We start from the raw sequence: 25,341 nt of genomic DNA on the forward strand, positions 1-25,341 counted from the left end.
ATGAGAGTAAATGTAATATAATAGTGATAGTTTATAATCTATGTACTTTTATCAATTAAATATGATATAATGTAGCTATAAATGCAAATATAAATTAAAGAAGGAGTGATTAAAATTAATAAAATAAAGTATATCATAGATCATAAAATGTTAGAAAAACTATGTAATAGAAATTTAGTAATTTTAGAATCTGTATTTAAAGAAAATATATTTATAAGCATAGCAAAACAAATTAGTGTTTTTGCTAATAATGAACAAAGATTAAGCATAATGATAGGTAGGTAATAAAATGAAAATAGGTATAGATAGAATAGGAATACATGTTCCAAAATATTATTTAGATATAGAGAATTTAGCAAGTGCTAGGGGAGTAGACCCTATGAAATTTACTAAAGGGTTATTACAAAAGAAAATGGCAGTAACACCTATTAGCCAAGATATAGTAACAATGGGTGCTATGGCTGCTAATAAAATATTAGATAAAAAATTAAAAAAAGAAATAGATCTTTTAATAGTAGGAACTGAAACAGGAGTAGATCAATCAAAGTCAGCAAGTATATTTATACACTCTCTTTTAGGATTAAATCCGTTTTGTAAAACTTTTGAAATTAAACAAGCATGTTATGGAGCAACTGCTGCATTACTTTATGCAAAAGACCATATAAAAACTCATAAAAATTCTAAAGTTTTAGTAATTGCTTCTGACATTGCTAAATACGGAATAAATACAGGTGGAGAATCAACGCAAGGTGCTGGTGCAGTCGCTATATTAGTAACTAATAATCCAAGTATTGCTGAAATAGAGGATGAAACAGTATGTTATACAGAAGATATTATGGACTTTTATAGACCTAATAAATCTGATTATGCATTAGTAGATGGGAAATTATCAAATGCCATGTATTTGAAAGCATTAGATATGGTATATAATAAATATATAGAACTAGGTTATAATACTGATTTTAAAGATATATGTTTTCACATCCCATACCCTAAATTAGGAATTAAGGGATTAAGACAAATAAGACCTGATTTAGAGTATAAAAATGATGATGCTATAAAATTAAATTCTGAAATAGGAAATATTTATACAGGTTCTCTATTTTTAAGTTTTTATTCTTTAATTTCTAACTCAAATGAATTAAAAACTGGGGATAGAATAGGAATGTATAGTTATGGTTCAGGTGCTATTGCAGAGTTTTTTGCTGTCAAATTATGTGATAATTTTAAACAGGAAAAACTTGATTTAAGTAATAGAATAGAATTAAATATAAATGAATATGAAAATATGTTCTTTAAAGAATTAGAAGAAGATATAGAATTTGAAAATTATGCTAATGAAAAGATATATTTAAAAGGTGTATTTGACACTAAAAGGAAGTATGCGATAAATGAATAATGATTTTAAAGCTTATTATAAAAAAACAAGATTAGAAAGATTAGAAGTATTGAAAAATAATAACTATATTTCCAAAGAGTCATATAATTATTTATTATCTGAAAAAACTCTAACTAATGATGTTGCTGATAAATTTATAGAAAATCAAATAGGAATATATTCTTTACCTTTGGGTATTGCAACTAATTTTTTGATAAATAACAAAGAATATGTAATACCTATGTGTATAGAGGAACCATCAGTTATAGCAGCGGCTAGTAATGCAGCCAAAACTATAAGTGAAAATGGTGGAATAACAGCAAGTATAGATAAAAAGTATACTATAGGTCAAATAGCAGTATATAATGTAATGGATTTTGATTTGGCTATACAAAAAATTAATGAAAATCATGATATGTTAATAGATACTGCAAATAAAGCACATGTTGGCATAAACCTTGTAGGTGGTGGAGCAAGAAAAATATATGCAGAAAAAAAAGAGGAATTTTTAGTAATATATTTAGTGGTAGATACAGTAGATGCTATGGGTGCTAATATTTTGAATACAATGTTAGAAGCAGTTTCGGTAATAGTTGAAAACCTAATAGAAGGTTCTATACTTATGAGTATAATTTCTAATTATTCAACTAAATCTATAGTTAAAGCAAGTTGTAAAATTGAAATAGAAGAATCTATAGGTAAAAAAATTGAATTGGCATATAAGTTTGCAAAAGCAGATATATATAGAGCAGTTACTAATAATAAAGGTATATTAAATGGAATAGATGCATTAACTATTGTAACAGGTAATGATTTTAGAGCAATGGAATCTAGCATACACTCATATGCAAGTAGAAACGGCAAATATGAACCCTTAACTACATGGGAATATAAAAAAGGTTACTTATATGGTAACATAGAGATACCATCGCCTGTTGCCACTGTTGGGGGCTCTATAGGATTAAATTATGTTACTAAAATAGCCTTAGAGATATTAAAAAATCCAAATGCCAAAGAATTATCTATGATAATGGCTTCGCTAGGATTAGCACAAAATTTTGCAGCATTAAAAGCATTAGTTACAACAGGTATACAAAAAGGACATATGAAATTACATGCAAGAACAATAGCAATATTTGCAGGTGCTAAGGAAGAAGAAATAGATATTTTGGTTAATGAAATGATAAAATTATCTAAAATAGATTTAATATATGCCAAAGAAATATTAGGAGAAATTAGAAAATGAGTACATGTTCTAAAATAATACTATTAGGAGAACATAGTGTAGTTTATGGGAAAAAAGCATTAGCAATTCCTGTAAAAAAATTATGCATAAATGTAGAATTAGTTGATGAAAAAATTAAAGAAGATAGTCATGTTAGATATATAAAAGAAATTATTGAAAAAAAACATAATGTAGATAAAAAATATGTGAAAATAAATTCTAGCATACCTATAAGCAGTGGTATGGGGTCATCAGCAGCACTTGCTATAGAAATGGCAAAGAAATATAATGCTGATATAAGATATGTTGTTGACAAGGCTGAAATAAAAATGCACCAAAATCCTAGTGGTATAGATGCTAATGTAATATTAAATGAAAAAAGTATAATATTTCAAAAAAATAGAGAAAACATTGAAGTAGATAAATTAGGAGCATATTTAGTAATTTCCCATAGTGATGAGTATGGAGATACTAAAACTGCTGTTAACATGGTAAAAAAATTAAATAGAGATGATATAATAGAACAATTAGGTGAGATTACAAAAGATGGTATAAGGGCATACTATAAAAAAGACTTATATTCTTTGGGTCTAGCCTTTACTAAATCTCAAAAATGTTTAGAACAATTAAATTTAAGTACAAAAAGAATAGAAAAAATAATAGATAAAGCAAAATATGATAGTTTAGGTTCTAAAATAAGTGGTTCAGGCTTAGGTGGAGTGGTAATATCACTTTGCAAAAATAAGGCAAAAGCCAAAAAAGTAAAAAAGAAATTAAATAAAAGTGGAATAGATAAGGTTTGGGTAGTTAAAATATAAAGGTAATTTAATAACAATGAAAGGTATAAATTATGAACATAGCATATATGAATATTGCAATAATTAAATATTGGTGTAAAAATATGTTTAATCCATATTTAGTGCCCTTAGTTCCAAGTATTTCTTTGTTATCGACTACTATGTATACTAAAACTAAAATAAGTGCTAGTGTATCTGATACTTTTTATTTAAATGGAAAATTACAAGATGATATTGAAACTTCTAAAATTTTTTCTTTTGTAGATAAGGTAGTTAGTAATAGAACGAAACTTTGTATAGAAAGTTTTAATTCTATGCCAACAGCAGCAGGTTTAGCTTCTAGTGCTTCGGCATACAGTGCTTTAACTATGGAACTTAATAAATATTTTGATTTAGGTTTAACTGTTGACCAAATGTGTAAAATTGCTAGTATGGGGTCTGGTTCTGCTGCTAGAAGTTTTTTTTATATATCTGCTTTTGATGAAAATGGAGAAATATACCCTTTAAAAACAAATTTAGAATTTGGTATGAAAGCAATAATTATAAGTGATAAGAAAAAAAGTATTAGTAGTAGGGCTGCTATGGAAATTTCTAAAAATACTTCTAATATAATAGATATCTGGGTAGAAAAAAATAAAAAGTATTTTGTGGAAATGAAAAAGGCCTTACTTAATAATGATTTTGAATTAGTTGGGAAACTAATGCAAGAGAGCACTAAGTTGATGCATGAAGTAATGAAAACTTCAACACCTAGTATAAATTATTTAACAGATAAGAGTGTAGATTGTATAAAATATATAGAAAATTTACAATCCATTGGCTATAAAATATACTGGACAACAGATGCAGGGCCTAATGTGAAAGTTCTTTATTTAAAAAAAGATGAAGAAAAAATTTCTAAAATTTTAAATGAAAAATATAAAGGAGTAATCTTAAATGTTATATAAAGCCCCATCTAAAATATATTTGGCAGGAGAATATGCAGTTTTAAAACCTAATTCAGTAGCTGTTATTGCCTGTGTAGATAAATATACATATTTAGATTTAGAACCAAGTAATGTTGAAAAAGTAATAAGCAATATAGATGATAAACATAATTTATTGAAAAATGCTAGAAAAGTGGCTTTTGAATATATAGGAGAGTATAAGACATTTGCTTATACATATACAACTGATTTATATGATAAAAATATGAAATTAGGTTTAGGTTCATCTGCTAGTGTAGTTGTAGTAACTATAAAGGCTCTATTAGAACACTTTAATATTTCATACACTAAAAATACCTTATTTGAATTATCTGTTAAGGCCATGCTTTTATCGAATATGAAAGGTTCTATGGGAGATATAGCATGTATTTGTTATGAAACTTTAATAGAGTATAAAAGTATTTATAAAGATAGTTTTAAATACAGTATAAGACCTATAAACTTAGATAAAAATCTTGAAATAACATGCATTCATACAGGAGTAGAAGCGAGTACAAGTAAGCAGATATCTAAACTTGATATTGATAGTGATGAGTTTAATGAATTTTGCAAAATTTCTGATAAATATACAAATATGTATGTTAAAGCCCTAGAAACTGGGAATGACAAGTTATTATCTTTAAGTATAGAAAACTTAAGAAAAAATTTATTTGAGTTAGAAAAGTTTAGCAATATAACTATACATAGTGAAAAAATAAAGGAAATAATAAATAATAATGAAAATTGTAAAACTAGTGGTGCAGGTTTGGGTGATTTTGTGGTGTCAGTAAAATTAGGAGAAAAAAATGAAAAAGAATCAACATATGAAGTATGCTTTAGAATGTAAAACTAATAATTCACTAAATGATATTAGATTGAAATATTTTTCTATGCCAGAAATTAGCATGGATGAAATAGATATATCTACAAGTTTTTGTGGTATAGATTTTAAATACCCTATATATATTAATGCAATGACTGGTGGAAGTGAAAATGCAGATAATATAAATAAAAGATTAGAATATATATCAAAAAAACTAGAAATATTTATGTTTTCTGGTTCTTATACTCCAAATTTGAATAATAATAATAATAAATATTATTACCCTAAAAATATGGGTGTTAATTTAGGAGCAGACAAAAGTATAGATGATATGAAAAAAGCAATAAATGAGACTAATGCTAAAATAATTCAAATTCATTTAAACCCTATGCAAGAATTAATGATGGTAGATGGAGATAGAAATTTTAAAGCCTATACTAAAAATATATCTTTAGCAATAAAATCTTTAGACATACCAATAATTCTTAAAGAAACAGGTTATGGTATGAATGGTAAAACTATTGAAAAAGCAATAAATTTTGGCATTAAAACTATTGATATAAGTGGTAAGGGCGGAACTAATTTTTCGTATATAGAAGATAAAAGAGCAAATAAGAATAGAGAGTATATGTACGAAATTGGCTATACAACGAAAGAAAGTTTGCTTAGTAGTATAAAATATCAAGATAGAGTAGAAATACTCGCTAGCGGTGGCATAGAGAGCCCTATGGACATAGTTAAATGTCTTAGTATGGGGGCAAAAGCAGTGGGCATGTCAGGACATATACTAAAACTACTTAATAAGTATGATGATGATGATAAGATTATAGAAATTATAAAAGAATATATAAATGAAATAAAAATTCTTATGTGTATTACTAATTCTAAAAATTTAAAAGAATTAAAAGGTAAATGGGAGGAAGTAAAATGATAAAACCGTTGGGAGAAAGAATATTAGTATCAGTAATTGAAGAAGTTAATAAAACTAAAAGTGGAATAATATTAAAAGATTCTTCAACAAAATCAGATATACATATAGCAAAGGTAGTAGAAGTGTCTGATGAAATAAATAATATCAAAGTAAATGATAAGGTATATTTTTCTAAATTTAAAGGAGAAATTTTAAAAATAGATGAAAATGAATATATAATATTAGAACTTAAAGATATATTGGCAAAGGAGATATAAGGTGGGAAAAATTATTAAGTTTAATGAAGAAGCAAGAAAATGTTTAGAAAATGGAGTTAATATTTTAGTTGATGCAGTAAAAGTAACTATTGGTCCTAAAGGGAGAAATGTAGTTTTAGATAGGGGTTTTGGTGCACCAATAATAACTAATGATGGAGTAACTATTGCAAGAGAAATAGAATTAGATGATATAGTTGAAAATATGGGAGCACAAATATTAAAAGAAGTTGCAACTAAGGCTAATGATTTAGCAGGAGATGGAACAACAACTGCGACAGTTTTAGCAGGGGCTATGATAAAAGAAGGTATGAAATTAGTATCTTCTGGGCATAATCCTGTATTAATAAGAAAAGGTATAGAAAAAACTGGTAAAGAAGTAGTAAAAAGATTAAAAGAAATTTCATATACAGTAGATAATGATGAGCAAATAAGAGACGTTGCGACAGTATCAGCCAATGATGAATATATAGGAGAATTAATATTAAAAGCTATAGAAAAAGTTGGGAAAACTGGTGTAATAACAGTTGAAGAAGCAAGATCACTTGAAACTAGTCTTGAAATAGTAGAAGGAATGCAATTTGAAAATGGTTATTTATCACCATATATGGTAACTGATACAAATAGAATGACAGTAGATATGGAAAATCCATATATTTTATTAACTGATAAAAAAATAAATAGTATGAAAGAAATACTACCTTTATTAGAAAAAGTAGTAGAAACTTCAAGACCATTGGTAATAATAGCAGAAGATATAGAAGCAGAAGTTCTTGCAACATTAGTAGTTAATAAAATAAGGGGTTCACTTAATATAGCAGCAGTTAAAGCACCAGCATTTGGTTCTAGGAGAAAAGATATGCTAGAAGATATCGCTATACTTACAGGTGCTAATGTAATTTCAGAAGATAAAGCCATGAAATTTGAAGAAGCAGATTTAGATGATTTAGGAAGTTCTAAATCTATAAAAATAACTAAGGAAAAAACTACTATAGTTGATGGTAAAGGTTATACAAACGAAATTAAAGATAGACAAGAATATATAAAAAGTCAAATTGAAAACACTAGCTCAGAATACGAAAAAGAAAAATTAAACGAAAGATTAGCAAAATTATCTAATGGTATAGGTGTAATAAGAGTAGGAGCAGCCACTGAAACTGAAATGAAAGAAATGAAAATGCGTATAGAAGATGCATTAAGTGCAACTAAGGCAGCAATAGAAGAAGGAATAATAATAGGTGGTGGAGCAGCACTTGCTAAAATATCTAATTCATTAAATGATTTTAATTTAGAAGGTGAAGAGCAACTAGGTGTAGAAATAGTAAAAAAAGCACTTTATGAGCCATTAAAGCAAATAGTAATAAATGCAGGACTTGAAGCAGGAGTAATAATTGATAGAGTAATAAATTCAGGTAAAAACGAAGGTTATGATGCAGCAAAAGAAAAATATGTTGATATGATGAAAGAGGGTATATTAGACCCAGCAAAAGTTACAAGAGTTGCTATACAAAATGCTATATCTGCTTCAGCACTTTTAATTACTACAGAAGTAGCCATAGCAAAAGAAAATGAAGAAGAAATGCCAGTAGGTAGATAATATATAAAATGAAAAAACACACTCTAATTTAGAGTGTGATTTTTATTTGTTATTTTACAGCTATAACATCAATTTCAACTTTAACGTCTTTAGGTAGTCTTGCTACTTCAACACATGCTCTTGCAGGTTTAACTTCACCTAAATATTTTTCATAAACTGAATTGATTTTTCCAAAATCATTCATATCTTTGATAAATACAGTTGCCTTAACAACATTTTTAAATTCATAACCAGCTTCTTTTAATATAGCTCCAATATTTTCTAAACTTTGCTTAGTTTGTAGTTCTACATCCTCAGAAACTAAAGTCATAGTAGCAGGAACAAAAGGTATTTGTCCTGAAACATATAAAACTCCATTTACTTCAATTGCTTGTGAATATGGACCTATTGCAGCTGGTGCATTAACAGTGTTAATAATTTTTTTCATAATAGCCTCCTTTTAATATATACATATATCTACATTTTAATTATACCATTAAAATCAAAAAATAAAAGAAATTTTTATTTGTTATTTTTATCCCAAATTAAAAGAGAAAGAGAGTTTTTCTTTTATTTATTAGTCTAATCGCTAATATTTTACTATACAAAAAATGGTATTTGTGATATAATGTGTTTATAAATTTAAAATGAAGAAAGGTGGTCGTATTTACAATGAATAATGTAAAATACCAAACAATAATTGAAGATGTTTATGCAAGAGAAATTCTTGATTCAAGAGGAAACCCAACTGTTGAAGTTGAAGTATATTTAGAAGGTGGAGCAATGGGAAGAGCTTCTGTACCTTCAGGAGCTTCTACTGGAATACATGAAGCTGTTGAATTAAGAGATGGAGATAAGGCAAGATATTTAGGAAAAGGTGTTTTAACTGCGGTTGAAAATGTAAATAATGAAATCGCTGAACACATAATAGGAATGGATGCTTTAGACCAAGTAGAAATAGATAGAGTTATGATAGAACTAGATGGTACTGAAAATAAAGGTAGATTAGGTGCTAACGCAATATTAGGTGTATCATTAGCAGTTGCTAAGGCAGCTGCAAATCAATTAGGATTACCTTTATATAGATATTTAGGTGGGGTAAATGCAAAAGAATTACCTGTTCCAATGATGAATATATTAAATGGTGGATCACATGCTGATTCAGCAGTTGACGTTCAAGAATTCATGATACAACCAATAGGAGCAAAAACTTATAGAGAAGCTTTAAGAATGGGTGCTGAAATATTCCATCACTTAGGTAAATTATTAAAAGCAAATGGAGATTCAACTAATGTTGGTAACGAAGGTGGATATGCTCCAAGTAAAATTAATGGTACAGAAGGTGCATTAGAAATAATATCAGAAGCAGTTAAAAAAGCTGGTTATGAATTAGGAAAAGATATTACATTTGCATTAGATGCAGCAGCATCAGAATTTTATGATGAAGCTAAGAATAAATATGTATTCAAAAGAGAAGGTGGAGTTGAAAGAACTTCAGAAGAAATGGTTGATTGGTATGCAGGTTTAGTTGCTAAATTCCCAATAGTTTCAATAGAAGATGGATTAGCAGAAGATGACTGGGATGGATTTAAACTAATGACTGAAAAATTAGGAGATAAAATACAAATAGTTGGAGATGACTTATTTGTTACTAATACTAAGAGATTAGAAGAAGGAATTAAAAAAGGAATTGCAAATTCAATCTTAATTAAATTAAACCAAATAGGAACATTAACAGAAACATTAGATGCTATAGAAATGGCTAAAAAGGCAGGATACACTGCAGTTATTTCTCATAGATCAGGAGAAACTGAAGATGATACTATAGCAGACGTTGCAGTTGCTACTAATGCAGGTCAAATTAAGACTGGTTCTGCTTCAAGAACTGATAGAATAGCTAAATATAATCAACTATTAAGAATAGAAGATGATTTAGCTGGTCAAGCAATCTATAAAGGATTAGATTCATTATACAATATTAAATAATAATAACAATAAAAAATAAAAATGCCCTGAATTTTCAGGGTATTTTTAAAACTTTAATTTGAAAGGAAGAAATGGAAAAGAATAAAATACAATATTTAAGATATTACGATATAATATTTATTACGATAATTATGTTTGGAATTGCAATTTACAGTTCAATTTTAGATTATAAAGACATAATATATGGAGTATCAAATATAAATGAAAATTTATATTTTTCATCTACAGAAGATTGGTTTAGTATAATTATAGAAATTTTTGAATTATTCATAGTTTTTGTATATTTATATTTTAGAAAATTTGATTTTTCAAAGTGGAAATTTAAAATGGGATTAAAGACTATTTTAAAAGGAATTTTAATTTATATAGTCGCATCACTTATTATAGATATTTCTTCATTTGTTTTTAGTTTTAACCAATTTCCATTAGTTTATACAGGGCAGTTTATTGCTGTCAGTGAATTTATCAAAGAATTTAGTATATCATTAATACCATTTTCAATTTTAAATGGTTTTTTTGAAGAAATATTCTTTTTGGGAATTTGTTTAAGCGTAAAAGAAAAATATATTAAATATGCATTAATTTATTCTATGATAATTAGAGTATCTTTTCATACATATCAAGGTATGGCATCTGCTATGACTATTGGTATAGGAATAGGTCTATTATTTTATGTAGCATACACTAAATATTCAAATAAAAATTTAGCACCTGTCGTAATAGCACATATTATTTCAGATATTTTTGGAGCAGGAATTATAGGGTTTTTAGTATATTAAAAATAAATTTTTAGTTAGGTAGGCGAATAATGAAATTATTTTTTAAAATTATATTATTAATTGTTTTAATAATATTCTTAGTAGTTTTTTATGTGAATTTAATTCAAAAAAGATCTTTTAGAAGTTTTGTAGTTGAAAAATATTTGTGGTTAAATAATGAGAAAAGTTATTTTGAAGAAAAATCTGATGAATTATTTGAAAAGCAGATAGAAGAATCTATGAAAAAAAGTGATATGGCATATGAGAAACCAGTAAATTATATTGATTATGAAATAAATGAAAAGTATATTGAAGGTATGCAAACTTTTATTTGGAATGATAAAAAAGATATAAATCAAAAAAATATAATATATATACATGGTGGTTCTTATATAAATCAACCTAATTCGTATCATTTTAAAGCATTGAATAATATAACTAAAAAAACAGATGCTAAAGTGTTTTTTCCAATATATCCAAAAGCACCAAAGCATACTTATATTGATTCATTATTAAAATTAGAGACTTTGTATAAAAGTATTTTAAACGAAAATGTAAAACCAGAAAATATAACTATAATGGGAGACTCTTCTGGTGGTGGACTAGCCTTATCATTTGCACTTTTTATAAGAGATAAAAATTTAATTCAACCTAAAAATATTATTCTTGTTTCTCCTTGGTTAGACCTTACTTTAACTAATGAAAAAATAAAAGAATATGAAAGTAAAGATCCTATATTATCTAGTTGGGCTTTGAAAAAAATAGGAATACTTTGGGCAGGTAGTAAAGAAGAAACTAAAAATAAATATGTAAGCCCTATATTTAATTCTTTTGAAAATTTAGGGAAAATCACAATAATTACAGGAACTAATGATATACTTTACCCAGATATTTTAAAATTAAAAAAAATATTAGAAGATTCTAAAATAGATTTTAATATTATAATCAAAGAAAAAATGGGGCATGTATATATTATTTACCCTATTCCAGAAGCAAAAGAAACACAAGATGAAGTAATCAAAATAATAAAAAAAATTTAATAGATTAGTCATAAAATATTATCAAAAAAATGTCTATACTATAGGAAATTATTAGGTTTTATAAAAAATAAAATAAAAAGTTATAAAAAAATTTGCATTTTAAAAAATTAAAGGTATACTATATTAACACATTTAAGGAAAGAGGTAGTAAAATGACTATTACAGACACTAAAATTAGATTAATTAAGAGTACAGAAGAAGAATTGAAATTAAGAGCTTATGTAGACATAACATTTGATAATTGCTTTGTTGTGCATGGATTGAAAATAATAGATGGTCAAAATGGATTATTTATAGCAATGCCATCAAAGAAAATATCAACAAATGAATTTAAAGATATAGTTCATCCTATACAAGCAGAATTTAGAAAAGAAATAACAGATATTATACTTGCTAAGTATGAAGAAGAAAAGAATAAAGAAGAATAAAGTCATATAAATATACGTGACTTTTTGTAAGACAATTAATAAATACACTATTACATTTATAATTTTAGAATTATAATTTAGATAGTGTATTTTTATATTAAAATCTATTGAATACTTAAATTAAACATGATATAATGAACTGATTTTTTTATGAAAGGAGGAATTTATATAATATTTATTATATAAATAGTTAAGAAAACTTATGAAAAAAATATTTTTTATATTATTATTTAGTTTAGTTAGTAATTTATTTGCATTAAATAATAATATAGGAGAAATTAATTTGAAAGCAGGAGTAATATTTAAAAGAGAACCTGATTTAAATGAACCATATAATTATTGGGGAACAGCGTATTCTTTTGTTCAAATTGGAGAATTAGAATACCTATATCCAGTATATAGATCTAAAAATAATGAGATTATAAAAATTGGAGGAGGACTTCAAACTTGGTTTCAACTATATGATGCCCCAAGAAAAAATACTCAAAAATCTGCAAAAATATCTATATCTCCAATTTTTACAGCAGTTATAGAAAAAGAAATAAAAGAAAATTTAAGTATTTATGGTGGAGTCAGTGTTGGAGCGGGGCCTCATTTATTAACAGTTTTTAAAGATAAAAAACAAAATAAAAAAGGTTCGATAACTGTAAGGCATGGTTTCCCATTATATGGTAAATTTGGTGTGAAATATAATAACTTTATTATAGAATCACAAGCAGGAGTGTATATTGCAAAATATATAAGAGAAGTTGATAATATAAATACATATAAATATATAGCAAATGTTGGAGTATTATTTGGGTACTCATTTTAAAAATGTGGAAAGGTAATTAAATGAAAAAAATATATATAACATTATTAACAGTAATATTATCAGGAATTGTATTCGGATTGCCAAATACTGATGGAGAAATTAATTTAAAGGCAGGGGTTAATCTTAGAATAGACCCAGATTTGCGTGAACCAATATTGTATGTAGGAACATCCATTCTTTTTTCTGAAAATTTAGAATTAGAATACTTACATCCTGTGTATAAAATAAATTCTAAAACTGATTTAAAAATAGGTGGTGGATTACAAAATTGGTTTATGCTTTATGAAGTTGATGGTAAAAAAGCTCAAACTTCACTTAAATTTTCAGTAGCACCTGTTGTTTCATCAATAATAGAACATAATATAAATGATAATACAAGTATTTATGGTGGTGCTAGCATAGGTATAGGGATAAGATCTTGGGTAGCGTTTCCAAATGAATTTCAAAGACCATTTAAATCGGGAATAACTTATGGAATACCTATATATGGTAAATTTGGAGTAAAATATAAGAAATTTTTAATAGAATTACAATCAGGAGTATATATAAGTAAATTTAGAGATAAAAATTTTCATAGATATGTTGGAAATATAGGAGTAGTAGTAGGTTATTCATTTTAATTAAAAAAATGTTGAAATAAGAAATATAAACTTATACAACATTTTTTATTTATATATTTAAGTAAAAAAAAAGAACTATAAGTTCAAATGGTTGGGCTGGCTGGATTCGAACCAACGCATGGTGGAGTCAAAGTCCACTGCCTTACCGCTTGGCTACAGCCCAATAAATGACAAAATAATTTGTCAAGTTTTAGAATAAACCAGGTATAGAAACTCCACCAGTTACAGATGACATTTCGTTTTCTGCAAGTTCTTCGGCTTTGCTAAATACTTCGTTTATTGCTGATAAGATTAATTGTTCTAATTCTTGTGTATCATTTTCTTTAACAGCTTCTTCTAGTACTTCTTTACCTATTTTTAATTCAATTAATTTTTTTTGTCCGTTTGCTTTAACTTTAATTTGTTCACCAGCAACAGAAGCTTCAACAAATTTATCTTTAAGACCTTCTTGTACTACCAACATAGCCTCTTGCATTTGTTTTGCTTTTTTTATTATATCGTTTTGACTACCAACACTTTTGTTAGTTTTTAATTTTCTTACCATTATTATCTCCTTTATAAAAAAATGGTGGCGAGAGAAGGATTCGAACCTTCGAAGGCTGAGCCGGCAGATTTACAGTCTGCTCCCTTTGGCCACTCGGGTATCTCGCCGAAAAAATGGTGCCGCTTGTCGGATTCGAACCAACCACCTACTGATTACAAGTCAGTTGCTCTACCAAATGAGCTAAAGCGGCGTTTTAATTAAAATGGCGGAAGTGACGAGACTCGAACTCGCGACATCTTGCGTGACAGGCAAGCACTCTAACCATCTGAGCTACACCTCCATATTTAATGGTGGTCACAACTGGGCTCGAACCAGTGACCCCCTGCTTGTAAGGCAGGTGCTCTCCCAACTGAGCTATGCGACCTTCTTCATTTTAATTAATTTTTAAATATTTATATGTTTGTATGGTAGGCCCTAGGAGAATTGAACTCCTGTTTCCGGGATGAAAACCCGATGTCCTGACCACTAGACGAAGGGCCCATACAATCGCTTACTAGCGACAAAAGTAATGATATCAAAAATATCCGCAAATGTCAATAAGAAATTTAAAAAAAAAATAAAAAAAATAAAAAATAATAGAAAAAAAAGCTTAAAAATGCTATAATATATAAGTGAAATTAGAAAAAAAGATTAGGAGATGAATATGGTAGAAAAAAATTATGGTTCTGATGATATTATGGTCTTGGAAGGTTTAGAAGCCGTAAGAAAAAGACCTGGTATGTATATAGGGACGACATCGTCAAGAGGACTACACCAATTAATATGGGAAGTAGTTGACAATAGTATAGATGAAGCGTTAGCTGGTCATTGTGATACAATAAAAATTAGGATGTTACCTGATAACTATATTGAAGTATCAGATAACGGTCGTGGTATACCTATTGCCATGCATAAAACTGGAAAACCAACATTAGAAGTTGTTATGACAGTATTACATGCAGGTGGGAAATTTAGTGATAAGAATTATACCTTTTCTGGTGGGCTACATGGAGTAGGAATTTCAGTAGTTAATGCCTTATCAGATGATTTAATAGCGACTGTTACAAGAGATGGACAAATAGTAGAGCAAAAATTTTCTAAGGGAAAAGTGGTTTCAGATTGTGTCCAAATAGGAACTGCTGATGAAAATGAGCATGGAACAGTAATTAAATTTAGGGCAGATAAAACAATATTTGGTAATATAGTATTTGAGCATGCAATTTTAGAAGATAGAATAAAAGAACTTGCTTATTTAAATACAGGACTTAGAATAATTTTAACTGATGAAAGAGATGAAGAAGAGGAAATAGAAGTTCAAGAATTTAAGTTTGATGGTGGAATTAAAGACTTTGTAGAAGATATGCTTCAAAAAGAAAAAATGGTTGCTCCCGTAGTTTACATGAAAGATAGAGTAGATATAGGAGATAAATACATAGAAGTTGAGGTTGCATTAACATATAAAAATAATCAATCAACTACTGAATATTCTTTTGTAAATAATATTAATACCTATGATGGTGGTACACATGTTCAAGGATTTAGAAGTGCATTAACTAGAACAATAAATGACGTTGCTAAACAAATAGGATTATTAAAAGATAAAAAGAATGAAAATTTCCAAGGTTCAGATGTAAGAGAAGGTTTAGTTTCAGTTATAAATATTAAATTTCCTGAACCTCAATTTGAATCACAAACTAAATCAAAATTAGGAAGTAGTGAAGCAAATTCTGCAGTTTATGGAGTGGTAAGTAATAAACTTAAAATATATTTAGAAGATCATCCAAAAGATGCTGCTGCCATAATAGAAAAAATGTTAATTTCTAAAAAGGCAAGAGAAGCAGCAAAACAAGCAAGAAGTGCTATACTTAGAAAAACAGGACTTGAGATTGGTTCACTTCCAGGAAAACTTGCAGATTGTTCTTCTAAAAATGCAGATGAATGTGAAATATATATAGTCGAAGGAGATTCAGCAGGTGGTTCTGCTAAACAAGGAAGAAATAGAAAATTCCAAGCTATATTACCACTAAGAGGTAAAATAATAAATGTTGAAAAAGCAGCATTACATAAAATATTAGAAAATACAGAAATTAAGGCTATGGTAACTGCTTTTGGAACTAATATAGGTGAAAACTTTGATATAGAAAAACTTAAATATGGCAAGATAATAATAATGACAGATGCCGATGTAGATGGAGCACATATTAGAACTTTAATGTTAACATTCTTCTTTAGATATTTAAGAGAATTAATAAATAATGGTAATATATATATTGCACAACCACCTTTATATAAAATACAAGTAGGTAAGAGTATAAAATATGCTTATTCAGATGATGAGTTGAAAAATATTACTACAACACTTGATAGTGAAAACAGAAGATATGGTATACAAAGATATAAAGGTTTAGGAGAAATGAATCCTGAACAATTATGGGAAACAACTATGGATCCTGATACTAGAACTTTATTAAGGGTTACTTTAGAAAATGCAAGTTATGCAGATAAAATGTTTACTATACTTATGGGAGATAAAGTAGAACCAAGAAGACAATTTATAGAAGAACATGCAAATTATGTAAGAAACTTAGATATTTAATAGGAGATGAAAATGTCAGATAAAATAAATGAAAATAACGAAGAAGAAATAAAAGATGTAATGTCTACGGATTCTAGAGAACAAGAAATACCAATATATATTGAAGATGAAATAAAGGCGTCATATCTTGATTATTCTATGAGTGTAATAGTAAGTAGAGCTTTACCTGATGTAAGAGATGGACTAAAGCCAGTGCATAGAAGAATACTATTTGCTATGAATGATTTAGGAATGACTAATGATAAGCCATTTAAAAAATCAGCGAGAATCGTTGGGGAAGTTTTAGGTAAGTATCACCCACATGGAGATACTGCTGTATATAACTCTATGGTAAGAATGGCACAGGAATTTAATAGTAGATATATGTTAATAGATGGTCATGGTAACTTTGGGTCAATAGATGGAGATAGTGCTGCTGCAATGAGATATACAGAAGCAAGAATGGCTAAAATTACTAATGAAATTTTAGAAGATATAAATAAAGATACCATAGATTTCAGAAAGAACTTTGATGAAAGTTTAGATGAACCAATAGTATTACCTGCAAAATTACCTAATCTATTATTAAATGGAGCAACAGGTATAGCAGTAGGTATGGCAACTAATATACCACCACATAATTTATCAGAACTTTGTAATGGAATAGTAGCATTAATAGACAATGATAATATTACTATAGATGAATTAATGGAACATATACCTGCACCAGATTTTCCAACGGGTGGAATAATAAACGGTAGACAAGGTATAATTGATGCTTATAGAACAGGTAGGGGTAAAATACAACTAGTTGGTAAATTAAGCATAGAAACTTCTAAAACTGGTAAAAACAGTATAATAATAACAGAGATACCTTTCCAAGTTAATAAATCTAAATTAATAGAAAAAATAGCAGATTTAGTAAGACAAAAGAAAATATCAGGAATTACTGAATTAAGAGATGAGTCTGATAGAGATGGTATAAGAATAGTTATAGAAGTTAAAAAAGGAGAAGAACCTGAATTAATACTTAATATGCTATATAAATATACTGATTTACAAACTACTTTTGGTGTAATAATGTTAGCCTTAGTAAAAAATATTCCAAGAGTTTTAAATTTAAAACAAATTCTAAAAAAATATTTAGAGCATAGATATGAAGTAATAGTTAGAAGAACTAACTTTGACTTAGAAAAAACTAAGAGAAGAGCTCATATATTAGAAGGATTTAGAATAGCACTAGACAGTATAGATGAAATTATAGTTTTAATTAAAAAGAGTCCAGATGGAAATGTTGCCAGAGATAATTTAATGGCAGAATATGGATTTAGTGAAATTCAAGCCAAAGCCATATTAGATATGAGATTACAAAGATTAACTGGTTTGGAAAGAGAAAAAATAGAGCAAGAGTATAATGATTTATTAGCTTTAATAGCAGAATTACAATCTATATTAGATTCAGATGAAAAGATATATGGAATAATTAAGCAAGAAGTAATAGATATTAAGACTAGTTATGGAGATAAGAGAAGAACTGAGATACAAGATAGAAGAAATGATATAGACATAGAAGACCTTATAAAAGAAGAAGAAGTTGTTGTAACAATAACTAATAAAGGTTATGTTAAAAGAGTTTCATCTGATACATATAGACTTCAAAAAAGAGGTGGCGTAGGAGTTAATTCTACTAATACCATAGAAGATGATGAAGTTAAAGATATATATACAGTTAAGACTCTAGATAGATTATTAATCTTTACTGATAAAGGTAAGGTATATAATATTAAAGTTTATGAAATACCAGAAGCAAGTAAACAAGCTCGTGGTAAACTTATAAGTAATATTATTAATCTTGATGATGGAGAAAATGTAAGTGCTATATTAAATACGGTAGGAGCAACTAAGACTTCAGAAATATTCTTTTTAACTAAAAATGGTATTGCAAAGAGAACTAAGATGGAAATGTTTGAAAGCATTAACAAAACTGGTAAGATAGCAATTACCCTTAAAGATAATGATGAATTAGTATTTGTTGATTTCTCTCGCGGCTTAGATGATGAAATATTTGTAGCAACTAAAAAAGGTATGGCTATAAGATTTAAAGAATCTGATGTAAGAACTATGGGAAGAAGTGCTAGCGGTGTTAAGGCTATAAATCTTAAAAAAGATGATATAGTAACATCAGCATGTGTAATAGATACAAGTAGTGAACTTAAAAATTGTGAAGTTTTAACTATTTCATCAGAAGGATTTGGTAAGAGAACGAATTTATCTGAATACCATGTTCAAAAAAGAGGTGGAAAAGGAGTTAAAAACTTTAAGATTAGTAAGAAAACTGGTGATGTAGTAAGTTCATTATTAATAGATAATACTGATGTTAATAGAGAAATATTATTAATAACAAAAGATGGAACATTAATAAGAACTAAAATAAAACAAATTTCAACATATAGTAGAGCAACTTCAGGAGTAATAGTAATTAAACCTAGAATTGGAGATTATGTAACATCCATAGCAATGACTTTGGAAGGTGATGAAAATGTCAATGAAGACTAAAAAAAGAGTACTATTTTCTATAAGTAAGAAAAGTGAAATAGATGCTGCTTTTAATTTCTCAAGAGCCATAAAAAAACATTTTGAAAATGTAGAAACATGTGTAGTTTATGTAAAAGATATAACTAAATATGAAATTTTTCAAAATAATATAAATGGTTATACTATGACTAATGCTGCAACTATGGTTATGGGAGAATATAAAGGAATAGAAGATAATTTTTATGAAGAAATAAAAGAGAAAGCTAAAAATTATTTTGATAAAGTATATAGTGTAACAGGCGAAGCCATGGAAGTTATAACAGAAGAAATGAAAGCATATGATTTATTAGTTATAGTTCGTGATGAAGGAAATATTACTTCATCACTTACTGATGTTATAAGATCACATTATAAACCTTTGGTTATAATACATGAAAATGGTAAAGAATTTAAATTCGATAAAATATTAATGTTAAATGATGGTGGTTATAAGGTTAATAAATCAGTATTTTCATATTTTAATATATTTGGAGAAAGAAATGTAGATGTATTAAGAGTAAATGTTGAAGATAGAGATAGACTTACTGAAAGATTTGGAGATATTTGTAATTTAATACATGAAAATGGAAATGAAGTAGAAATAATAAGTAAATATATACCTAATTATGATATTATACTTATGGGTGGACTTAATTACCCAGCATTTTTTGAGAGATTTACAGGACAAACAGGTTTAAAGATAATAGAATTATCAACTAAGCCAATATTCATTGGTTAGGAGTATATATGAGAAATAAATTAAATTTAAAAGTTAAAGCATTTGAAACAAGTATTATTTGGGTATTACTTGCAAGTTTAATTTCTGGATTACTACTTTTAGGTAAATTACTTACTATGCGTAATAATTACATAAGCTTTAAAATGCATGTATTTAATTTTGAAGATTTAGTAAATGAAATGTCTAAATATATGAATACATTAAAAGATTTAGAAGTATTACTGCAAATATATAGAATTTCAATATTGATACTTTGTATAGTTATAGCATTTTTCATAATTTATAGAATAGCAACAAAAGAAATTTTTAAATTAACGAAGTTTAGTTTTATAATATCTTTTATAACATTAATGTTTTCTTGCTATTTAGTATATATTACAAAAGATATATTTTATGCTTTAAAAACATTAAATAACAGATTATATGATACAGATTTTTCAAAGATAGCATATCTTGCATCTAAGTTTCAAAAGATAAAAAATATTAGATATATTGCAATAACAATATTTTTCTTAGTTTTAGCATTAACAATAATTGCTTTAATAATTAATATTTATGAAGCGACTAAAAAAAGTGATATAGTATTGTTTCCAACAGTAAATTCTGCTATTTTATCAATTAGTGTAATAACTTTTTTAATTTTAATTTTTGTAACATATAGAATTAATGCAGGGAGTAATATAATAAGGCCGTTTGACTATATCATGATAGAATATGATACAGATGATAATGAAAATATAATTCCATATGCAAAAATTGATATCAAGAAAATTGAAAAAAAATATGTTGATCCATATATAAAAGATTTTTTAAAAACAGGATTAATATATGAAATTAAATCTAATAGAAAATACAATAATAAGTCGTTTTTAGATATTAAGGTTGCTTATGATATAGAAAAAGCAGAAGATTTAAAATTAAGTTTAAGAGAAACTGAAAAGAAAATATTACTTAAAGAGAAAGTTAGCATAGCAAAAAATAATGATGAAATTGATAAAGAAAAATTATTAAAAAAAATTGATAAAAAAGATACTAGATATATATCTAATGCTGATAGTGAACTAACTTTTAATAAGTTATTTTATTCAAAAGATAAAAATGGTAATTTAGAAGTGTATTTTATACAAAAAATTTCTGTTGATATATTGTCTAATACAGAATTAAATGAAATAGAAAAATCAGGTATAAATAAACTTGATGGACTTATTTATAGAATGGTATATTTAGGAAATGTATATATAAATGAGAAAAAAGATATATTATCATATAATGGTATAAATAAAAAGGATTTAATAAAACATATAAAACAGGAATCAGAATTTAATGAATATTTAAGAGAGATGAATATAAAGGAATTTTAGAAAGGGTTTAAATGAAGGAGAAGTTAAAAGTTCTTACTGAGCAATTACATAAAAGACTAGAAGAAGTTCTTGATATGGAAGAGTTAAATGAGATAAGAATAAAAGCACTTGGTAAAAAAAGTGAAATAAATGCTCTTATGAAAGAAATGGCAAAACTTACTCAAGATGAGAGAAAAGCTTTTGGTCAAATAATAAACGAAGTTAAATCAGAATTGCAAAATAGAATTGAGCAAAAAACATTTGAAATAAAAGAAATATTAAAGAAAAAAAGAATAAAAGAAGAAACTATAGATATTAGTTTACCAGGTAAAAAAACTAATTTAGGAAGTCTTCACCCTATAACTAAAACTATGTCAGAAATAAAAGAAATTGTTTCTAATATGGGATTTGATATAGTAGATGGACCTGAAATAGAATTAGTTAAGTATAATTTTGATGCACTTAATATTCCTACAACACACCCATCAAGAGAAAAAACAGATACTTTCTATATAGATAATGACTTACTATTAAGAACACAAACTTCACCTATGCAAATTAGGTATATGTTAGAAAATGAACCACCATTTAGAATGATTTCACTTGGTAAGGTATATAGACCTGATTATGATGTTTCTCATACACCTATGTTTCATCAAGTTGAAGGACTTATGGTAGGAGAAGATGTTTCTTTTGCTAACTTTAAGGCATTACTTGAATTAATTGTAAAAAGAATATTCGGGGAAGATAGAAATGTAAGATTTAGACCGCATTTTTTCCCATTCACTGAGCCTAGTGCTGAAATGGATGTTGAATGTGGTATATGCAAAGGTTCTGGCTGTAGACTTTGTAAGGGTACAGGTTGGCTAGAAATACTAGGTAGTGGTATGGTTAATAACAAGGTATTAGAAGCTGGTGGTATAGACTCTACGAAGTATCAAGGATTTGCCTTTGGTATAGGTATAGAAAGAGTAACTATGCTTAAATATGGTATAGATGATTTAAGATCATTTTTTGAAAATGATATAAGATTTTTAGAGCAGTTTTAGGGGGGTAGAGATGTTAATTTCTTTAAATTGGTTAAACCAGTATGTAGATATTAAAGATAAAGATATTAATGAGCTAGAAAATGCTCTAACAATGATAGGTCAAGAAGTAGAAAAAATAGAAAATAAATATGGACATTTAGATAAGGTTTTAACCGCTAAAATAGTTAAGTATGAAATGCACCCAGATTCAGACCATTTAACTATTTGTCAAGTTGATAATGGAACTGAAATTTTGCAAGTAGTTTGTGGTGCACCTAATCATAAAGAAGGCGACATAGTTGCTATGGCACAAATAGGTGCTAAATTAGGAGAAGATTTCATTATAAAAAAAGGTAAAATAAGAGGAGAAGCATCAAACGGTATGCTTTGTTCACTCGCTGAATTAGGTTTAGGAGATGAAGCAGATGGTATTATGATACTACCTAAAGATACTCCGTTAGGTGTGCCTATTAATAAACTATACGATAAAGATGATATAGTTTTTGAATTAGAAATAACACCAAATAGACCTGATTGTTTATCGTATATGGGTATTGCAAGAGAATTATCTGCTTACTATAATTTACCATTAAAAAAACCTGACACTAAAATAATGTCAGAAATAGATAAAACAAATTATTCTACTGTAAATATAGACAATGCCAATATTTCTAAAAGATATATGACAAGAATAATAGAAGGTGTTAAAGTAACTGATAGTCCAAAATGGCTTAAAGATAAATTAGAAGTATTGGGCATGAAAAGTGTAAATAACATAGTAGATGCTTCAAATTTTGTAATGCTAGAACTTAATCAACCAAATCATATTTTTGATTTAGATAAGATAGATAGCAATATAATAATAAGAAATGCAAAAGAAAATGAAAAAATTATTACATTAGATGATAATGAATTAGAATTAGATACTAATGATATAGTTGTAAGTTCTAATAATGAAGTTATAGCATTAGCAGGAGTTATGGGTTCTAAAAAACATTCAGTAACTAATGAGACTACAAATATATTATTAGAAGTGGCACATTTTGATTCACAAAGTGTTAGAAAAACAAGTAGAAAATTTGCTATAATTTCTGAATCTTCATATAGATTTGAGCGTAGTGTAGATATAGAAAATCAAATAAATGTAATAAATAGACTTGCTAATGTAATAGTAGAAGTAGCGGGTGGAAAAGTTTTAAATGGTATAGTATATAAATATCTAGAAAAACAAACTGTAAATACAACTAGTCTTGATTTAGAAAGATTATATAGATTTATAGGTAAAAATATAGGAAAAGAAAAAGTTATTAGTATATTAGAAAACTTAGAAATAAAGGTGGTAGATAAAGTAGACACATTAGAATTAACACCACCAACTTATAGACAAGACCTATTATTAGAACAAGACTATTTTGAAGAAGTAATAAGAATGTATGGATTTGATAACATAGAAAATATACTTCCTAAATTAGATATAAAAGAAAATAAGGTAATAGATACTACGGCTCTAAATTATAGGTTAAAAAATATATGTTCTTCAATTGGTTTAAGAGAAGTAATAAACTATAGTTTTATACCTAAAAAAGCTTATGAAATGACTAAGCAAAGTTTAGAGGATACAATAGAAATTGAAAACCCTATAACAGAAGATTTTGCTATTATGCGTAAGAGTTTAATGTTTAGTTTACTAAAAAATGTTAAAGACAACTTTAATAGAAGTTTTAATGATATTAAACTATTTGAAGTGAGTAAAACTTTTGAAAAGAAAAATGACGAAATACTTGAATCTACTAAATTAGGAGTAGTATTAGCAGGAAGTAAAGATAAGAATATTTATGCTAATGAGTTAGTTTATGACTTTTATGATATAAAAGGTATAGTAGAAAGTATTTTAGAAAGTCTTAATGTAACTTCATATAAAGTATTAAGGACTGATAATGAAAGTCTACATACTGGTCGTGGAGCTGATATATTCATAGGTAGAGATTTAATAGGAAGTTTTGGAGAAATACACCCTGATTTAGATGAAAACTTTGATTTTGATGGTAAGAAAGTAATGTATTTTGAATTAGATATAGAGAAAATTAAAAAATATATGAAAGATAGTATAAAATATCAAAGTATAAGTAAGTATCAAGTAGCTACTAGAGATTTAGCCTTTGTGGTTGGAGAAAGAGTATTAGTAGGAGATGCTATTAAGTCTATAGAAAAAATAGATAAAATAGTAAAAAAAATACATTTATTCGATATTTATCAAGGTATAGGCATTGAAAAAGGTTGTAAGAGTTTTGCGATAAGTATACTTATGAGAGATGAAAATAAGACATTAGAAGAAAAAGAAATAAATTCTGTTTTAGATAAAATTATAGCGAAATTATCAAAAGAGTATGGTGCAGTTATAAGAAAGTAGAGGGAAATATGAAAAAGAGTATAATGACAGTTATTATAGTTTTAATGACTATGGCTTGTTCAGGTATTAATTCTAATATATATATTCCGAATTTCTACATAAATAAAAAAGCAAATGAAAAAATATATATTAAAGAAAATTTAATAGCAGATTTAGAAGTTAAAAATGTTGATACTAGGGTAAAAGATGGAAAAATACATTCAACTTTATCTTATTCTTATGGTGATACAAAAGGAATAATTAAGGTTGCAACAGGATTATTGATAGAAGGGAATAAACTATATTTAAAAGATGTTGAATTTATTAGAGATAGTCAAGATTCTACAATAACAACAGCAATTGAAAAATTAATTTTAAAAGCTATGGAATATAAAGTATTATATGATTTTTCTGAAAGAAATATCATAGTTGATGATATAGAATTGACAAATAAAGGAATGACTTTAAAGATAAGTAAGTAGTATAGAAAAAGAGTATTAGGTATAATTTATCTTAATACTCTTTTTTGATAGTTATTATTTAATATGACAATATTTAATGTAAAACGTCACATAAAA

24 protein-coding genes and 6 tRNA genes are annotated in these 25,341 nt (G+C 26.9%); 22 read left to right on the plus strand and 8 right to left on the minus strand.

Annotated elements, in window-relative coordinates; all coding sequences use genetic code 11:
- Window positions 1–147 precede the first annotated feature (147 nt).
- Genes AWT72_RS00725 through groL form a run of 9 tightly spaced genes read left to right on the plus strand, consistent with a single transcriptional unit; the run spans window position 148 to window position 7,970 of the window.
- Complete coding sequence (locus AWT72_RS00725) at window positions 148–285, plus strand: hypothetical protein (protein WP_156413062.1); 138 nt, start codon at window positions 148–150, stop codon at window positions 283–285.
- Between the two features lie 4 nt (window positions 286–289).
- Entirely contained in the window at window positions 290–1,399 is a 1,110-nt protein-coding gene (locus AWT72_RS00730; protein ID WP_067139301.1) for a hydroxymethylglutaryl-CoA synthase, read from the plus strand.
- Window positions 1,392–2,624, plus strand: coding sequence for a hydroxymethylglutaryl-CoA reductase, degradative (locus AWT72_RS00735; protein WP_067139304.1), 1,233 nt, complete (start codon window positions 1,392–1,394; stop codon window positions 2,622–2,624). The genes AWT72_RS00730 and AWT72_RS00735 overlap by 8 nt, the downstream gene beginning before the upstream one ends.
- The gene (locus AWT72_RS00740) at window positions 2,621–3,421 is read left to right on the plus strand and encodes a GHMP family kinase ATP-binding protein (protein WP_067139307.1); all 801 of its coding nucleotides are present in this window, start codon (window positions 2,621–2,623) and stop codon (window positions 3,419–3,421) included. Before AWT72_RS00735 ends, AWT72_RS00740 begins: the two co-directional genes overlap by 4 nt.
- Before the next feature lie 32 nt (window positions 3,422–3,453).
- Window positions 3,454–4,347 carry a diphosphomevalonate decarboxylase gene (mvaD, locus tag AWT72_RS00745; protein WP_067139311.1) on the plus strand — a complete coding sequence of 298 codons (894 nt, stop codon included), beginning with the start codon at window positions 3,454–3,456 and terminating at the stop codon, window positions 4,345–4,347.
- Complete coding sequence (locus AWT72_RS00750; RefSeq protein WP_067139314.1) at window positions 4,337–5,212, plus strand: mevalonate kinase family protein; 876 nt, start codon at window positions 4,337–4,339, stop codon at window positions 5,210–5,212. Before mvaD ends, AWT72_RS00750 begins: the two co-directional genes overlap by 11 nt.
- Window positions 5,172–6,119: a type 2 isopentenyl-diphosphate Delta-isomerase gene (gene fni / locus AWT72_RS00755; RefSeq protein WP_067139317.1), complete on the plus strand. Its 948-nt coding sequence runs from the start codon at window positions 5,172–5,174 to the stop codon at window positions 6,117–6,119. The genes AWT72_RS00750 and fni overlap by 41 nt, the downstream gene beginning before the upstream one ends.
- On the plus strand, window positions 6,116–6,376 hold the full coding sequence (locus AWT72_RS00760) for a hypothetical protein (protein ID WP_067139320.1): 261 nt from the start codon (window positions 6,116–6,118) through the stop codon (window positions 6,374–6,376). The genes fni and AWT72_RS00760 overlap by 4 nt, the downstream gene beginning before the upstream one ends.
- Before the next feature lies 1 nt (window position 6,377).
- On the plus strand, window positions 6,378–7,970 hold the full coding sequence (gene groL, locus AWT72_RS00765) for a chaperonin GroEL (RefSeq protein ID WP_067139323.1): 1,593 nt from the start codon (window positions 6,378–6,380) through the stop codon (window positions 7,968–7,970).
- 49 nt (window positions 7,971–8,019) lie between these two features.
- Here groL and AWT72_RS00770 read toward each other — a convergent pair whose 3' ends face one another.
- Window positions 8,020–8,397 carry a RidA family protein gene (locus tag AWT72_RS00770; protein WP_067139326.1) on the minus strand — a complete coding sequence of 126 codons (378 nt, stop codon included), beginning with the start codon at window positions 8,395–8,397 and terminating at the stop codon, window positions 8,020–8,022.
- A 224-nt stretch (window positions 8,398–8,621) separates the two neighbouring features.
- Between AWT72_RS00770 and eno the strand changes: the two genes are divergently transcribed.
- The 6 genes from eno (at window position 8,622) to AWT72_RS00800 (ending at window position 13,595) form a co-directional block, all read left to right on the plus strand.
- Window positions 8,622–9,935 (plus strand): phosphopyruvate hydratase, encoded by a 1,314-nt coding sequence (gene eno / locus AWT72_RS00775; RefSeq protein ID WP_067139329.1) that lies wholly within the window; start codon window positions 8,622–8,624, stop codon window positions 9,933–9,935.
- Window positions 9,936–10,006: 71 nt separating this feature from the next.
- On the plus strand, window positions 10,007–10,714 hold the full coding sequence (locus tag AWT72_RS00780) for a CPBP family intramembrane glutamic endopeptidase (RefSeq protein ID WP_067139332.1): 708 nt from the start codon (window positions 10,007–10,009) through the stop codon (window positions 10,712–10,714).
- Window positions 10,715–10,743: 29 nt separating this feature from the next.
- Window positions 10,744–11,733: an alpha/beta hydrolase fold domain-containing protein gene (locus AWT72_RS00785; protein WP_067139335.1), complete on the plus strand. Its 990-nt coding sequence runs from the start codon at window positions 10,744–10,746 to the stop codon at window positions 11,731–11,733.
- Between the two features lie 152 nt (window positions 11,734–11,885).
- Window positions 11,886–12,161 (plus strand): septation regulator SpoVG, encoded by a 276-nt coding sequence (spoVG, locus tag AWT72_RS00790; RefSeq protein WP_067139338.1) that lies wholly within the window; start codon window positions 11,886–11,888, stop codon window positions 12,159–12,161.
- 202 nt (window positions 12,162–12,363) lie between these two features.
- Complete coding sequence (locus tag AWT72_RS00795; RefSeq protein ID WP_067139341.1) at window positions 12,364–12,975, plus strand: hypothetical protein; 612 nt, start codon at window positions 12,364–12,366, stop codon at window positions 12,973–12,975.
- 20 nt (window positions 12,976–12,995) lie between these two features.
- A complete protein-coding gene (locus AWT72_RS00800; RefSeq protein ID WP_067139344.1) occupies window positions 12,996–13,595 on the plus strand; it encodes a hypothetical protein in 600 nt (199 codons plus the stop codon).
- An 88-nt stretch (window positions 13,596–13,683) separates the two neighbouring features.
- Here the strand turns inward: AWT72_RS00800 and AWT72_RS00805 are convergent.
- From AWT72_RS00805 to AWT72_RS00835, 7 genes are all read right to left on the minus strand, one after another.
- Window positions 13,684–13,758 (minus strand) — tRNA-Gln (locus AWT72_RS00805).
- A gap of 27 nt (window positions 13,759–13,785) precedes the next feature.
- Window positions 13,786–14,139 (minus strand): YbaB/EbfC family nucleoid-associated protein, encoded by a 354-nt coding sequence (locus AWT72_RS00810; protein WP_067139347.1) that lies wholly within the window; start codon window positions 14,137–14,139, stop codon window positions 13,786–13,788.
- 22 nt (window positions 14,140–14,161) lie between these two features.
- Window positions 14,162–14,246 (minus strand) — tRNA-Tyr (locus AWT72_RS00815).
- 7 nt (window positions 14,247–14,253) lie between these two features.
- Window positions 14,254–14,329 (minus strand) — tRNA-Thr (locus tag AWT72_RS00820).
- A gap of 13 nt (window positions 14,330–14,342) precedes the next feature.
- A tRNA-Asp gene (locus AWT72_RS00825) sits at window positions 14,343–14,419 on the minus strand.
- An 8-nt stretch (window positions 14,420–14,427) separates the two neighbouring features.
- A tRNA-Val gene (locus AWT72_RS00830) sits at window positions 14,428–14,503 on the minus strand.
- Between the two features lie 41 nt (window positions 14,504–14,544).
- Window positions 14,545–14,619: transfer RNA gene (locus AWT72_RS00835), tRNA-Glu, on the minus strand.
- Between the two features lie 163 nt (window positions 14,620–14,782).
- Here AWT72_RS00835 and gyrB point away from each other — a divergent pair.
- The 7 genes from gyrB to AWT72_RS00870 are packed head-to-tail and all read left to right on the plus strand — an operon-like array spanning window position 14,783 to window position 25,245.
- Window positions 14,783–16,714, plus strand: coding sequence for a DNA topoisomerase (ATP-hydrolyzing) subunit B (gyrB, locus tag AWT72_RS00840; protein WP_067139351.1), 1,932 nt, complete (start codon window positions 14,783–14,785; stop codon window positions 16,712–16,714).
- 60 nt (window positions 16,715–16,774) lie between these two features.
- Window positions 16,775–19,249, plus strand: coding sequence for a DNA gyrase subunit A (gyrA, locus tag AWT72_RS00845; protein WP_067139370.1), 2,475 nt, complete (start codon window positions 16,775–16,777; stop codon window positions 19,247–19,249).
- Complete coding sequence (locus tag AWT72_RS00850) at window positions 19,233–20,006, plus strand: hypothetical protein (RefSeq protein WP_067139354.1); 774 nt, start codon at window positions 19,233–19,235, stop codon at window positions 20,004–20,006. Before gyrA ends, AWT72_RS00850 begins: the two co-directional genes overlap by 17 nt.
- A gap of 8 nt (window positions 20,007–20,014) precedes the next feature.
- Entirely contained in the window at window positions 20,015–21,367 is a 1,353-nt protein-coding gene (locus AWT72_RS00855) for a hypothetical protein (protein WP_067139357.1), read from the plus strand.
- Window positions 21,368–21,378: 11 nt separating this feature from the next.
- Window positions 21,379–22,395 (plus strand): phenylalanine--tRNA ligase subunit alpha, encoded by a 1,017-nt coding sequence (gene pheS / locus AWT72_RS00860; protein WP_067139360.1) that lies wholly within the window; start codon window positions 21,379–21,381, stop codon window positions 22,393–22,395.
- Window positions 22,396–22,405: 10 nt separating this feature from the next.
- The gene (gene pheT / locus AWT72_RS00865) at window positions 22,406–24,784 is read left to right on the plus strand and encodes a phenylalanine--tRNA ligase subunit beta (protein ID WP_067139363.1); all 2,379 of its coding nucleotides are present in this window, start codon (window positions 22,406–22,408) and stop codon (window positions 24,782–24,784) included.
- 8 nt (window positions 24,785–24,792) lie between these two features.
- A complete protein-coding gene (locus AWT72_RS00870) occupies window positions 24,793–25,245 on the plus strand; it encodes a hypothetical protein (RefSeq protein WP_067139366.1) in 453 nt (150 codons plus the stop codon).
- Window positions 25,246–25,341: the final 96 nt, after the last annotated feature.

This window comes from Oceanivirga salmonicida, assembly GCF_001517915.1.
Lineage (GTDB): Bacteria > Fusobacteriota > Fusobacteriia > Fusobacteriales > Leptotrichiaceae > Oceanivirga > Oceanivirga salmonicida.

What these genes read in the sequence shown, in the direction of transcription:
- AWT72_RS00810 (WP_067139347.1), bottom strand. Translation starts at nt 14,139, where the DNA reads ATGGTAAGAAAATTAAAAACTAACAAAAGTGTTGGTAGTCAAAACGAT.
- AWT72_RS00780 (WP_067139332.1), top strand. Translation starts at nt 10,007, where the DNA reads ATGGAAAAGAATAAAATACAATATTTAAGATATTACGATATAATATTT.
- AWT72_RS00750 (WP_067139314.1), top strand. Translation starts at nt 4,337, where the DNA reads ATGTTATATAAAGCCCCATCTAAAATATATTTGGCAGGAGAATATGCA.
- AWT72_RS00730 (WP_067139301.1), top strand. Translation starts at nt 290, where the DNA reads ATGAAAATAGGTATAGATAGAATAGGAATACATGTTCCAAAATATTAT.
- AWT72_RS00870 (WP_067139366.1), top strand. Translation starts at nt 24,793, where the DNA reads ATGAAAAAGAGTATAATGACAGTTATTATAGTTTTAATGACTATGGCT.
- eno (WP_067139329.1), top strand. Translation starts at nt 8,622, where the DNA reads ATGAATAATGTAAAATACCAAACAATAATTGAAGATGTTTATGCAAGA.
- gyrA (WP_067139370.1), top strand. Translation starts at nt 16,775, where the DNA reads ATGTCTACGGATTCTAGAGAACAAGAAATACCAATATATATTGAAGAT.
- AWT72_RS00850 (WP_067139354.1), top strand. Translation starts at nt 19,233, where the DNA reads ATGTCAATGAAGACTAAAAAAAGAGTACTATTTTCTATAAGTAAGAAA.
- AWT72_RS00800 (WP_067139344.1), top strand. Translation starts at nt 12,996, where the DNA reads ATGAAAAAAATATATATAACATTATTAACAGTAATATTATCAGGAATT.
- mvaD (WP_067139311.1), top strand. Translation starts at nt 3,454, where the DNA reads ATGAACATAGCATATATGAATATTGCAATAATTAAATATTGGTGTAAA.
- AWT72_RS00740 (WP_067139307.1), top strand. Translation starts at nt 2,621, where the DNA reads ATGAGTACATGTTCTAAAATAATACTATTAGGAGAACATAGTGTAGTT.
- AWT72_RS00785 (WP_067139335.1), top strand. Translation starts at nt 10,744, where the DNA reads ATGAAATTATTTTTTAAAATTATATTATTAATTGTTTTAATAATATTC.
- gyrB (WP_067139351.1), top strand. Translation starts at nt 14,783, where the DNA reads ATGGTAGAAAAAAATTATGGTTCTGATGATATTATGGTCTTGGAAGGT.
- AWT72_RS00795 (WP_067139341.1), top strand. Translation starts at nt 12,364, where the DNA reads ATGAAAAAAATATTTTTTATATTATTATTTAGTTTAGTTAGTAATTTA.
- spoVG (WP_067139338.1), top strand. Translation starts at nt 11,886, where the DNA reads ATGACTATTACAGACACTAAAATTAGATTAATTAAGAGTACAGAAGAA.
- pheS (WP_067139360.1), top strand. Translation starts at nt 21,379, where the DNA reads ATGAAGGAGAAGTTAAAAGTTCTTACTGAGCAATTACATAAAAGACTA.
- AWT72_RS00725 (WP_156413062.1), top strand. Translation starts at nt 148, where the DNA reads ATGTTAGAAAAACTATGTAATAGAAATTTAGTAATTTTAGAATCTGTA.
- pheT (WP_067139363.1), top strand. Translation starts at nt 22,406, where the DNA reads ATGTTAATTTCTTTAAATTGGTTAAACCAGTATGTAGATATTAAAGAT.
- AWT72_RS00855 (WP_067139357.1), top strand. Translation starts at nt 20,015, where the DNA reads ATGAGAAATAAATTAAATTTAAAAGTTAAAGCATTTGAAACAAGTATT.
- AWT72_RS00735 (WP_067139304.1), top strand. Translation starts at nt 1,392, where the DNA reads ATGAATAATGATTTTAAAGCTTATTATAAAAAAACAAGATTAGAAAGA.
- AWT72_RS00770 (WP_067139326.1), bottom strand. Translation starts at nt 8,397, where the DNA reads ATGAAAAAAATTATTAACACTGTTAATGCACCAGCTGCAATAGGTCCA.
- AWT72_RS00760 (WP_067139320.1), top strand. Translation starts at nt 6,116, where the DNA reads ATGATAAAACCGTTGGGAGAAAGAATATTAGTATCAGTAATTGAAGAA.
- fni (WP_067139317.1), top strand. Translation starts at nt 5,172, where the DNA reads ATGAAAAAGAATCAACATATGAAGTATGCTTTAGAATGTAAAACTAAT.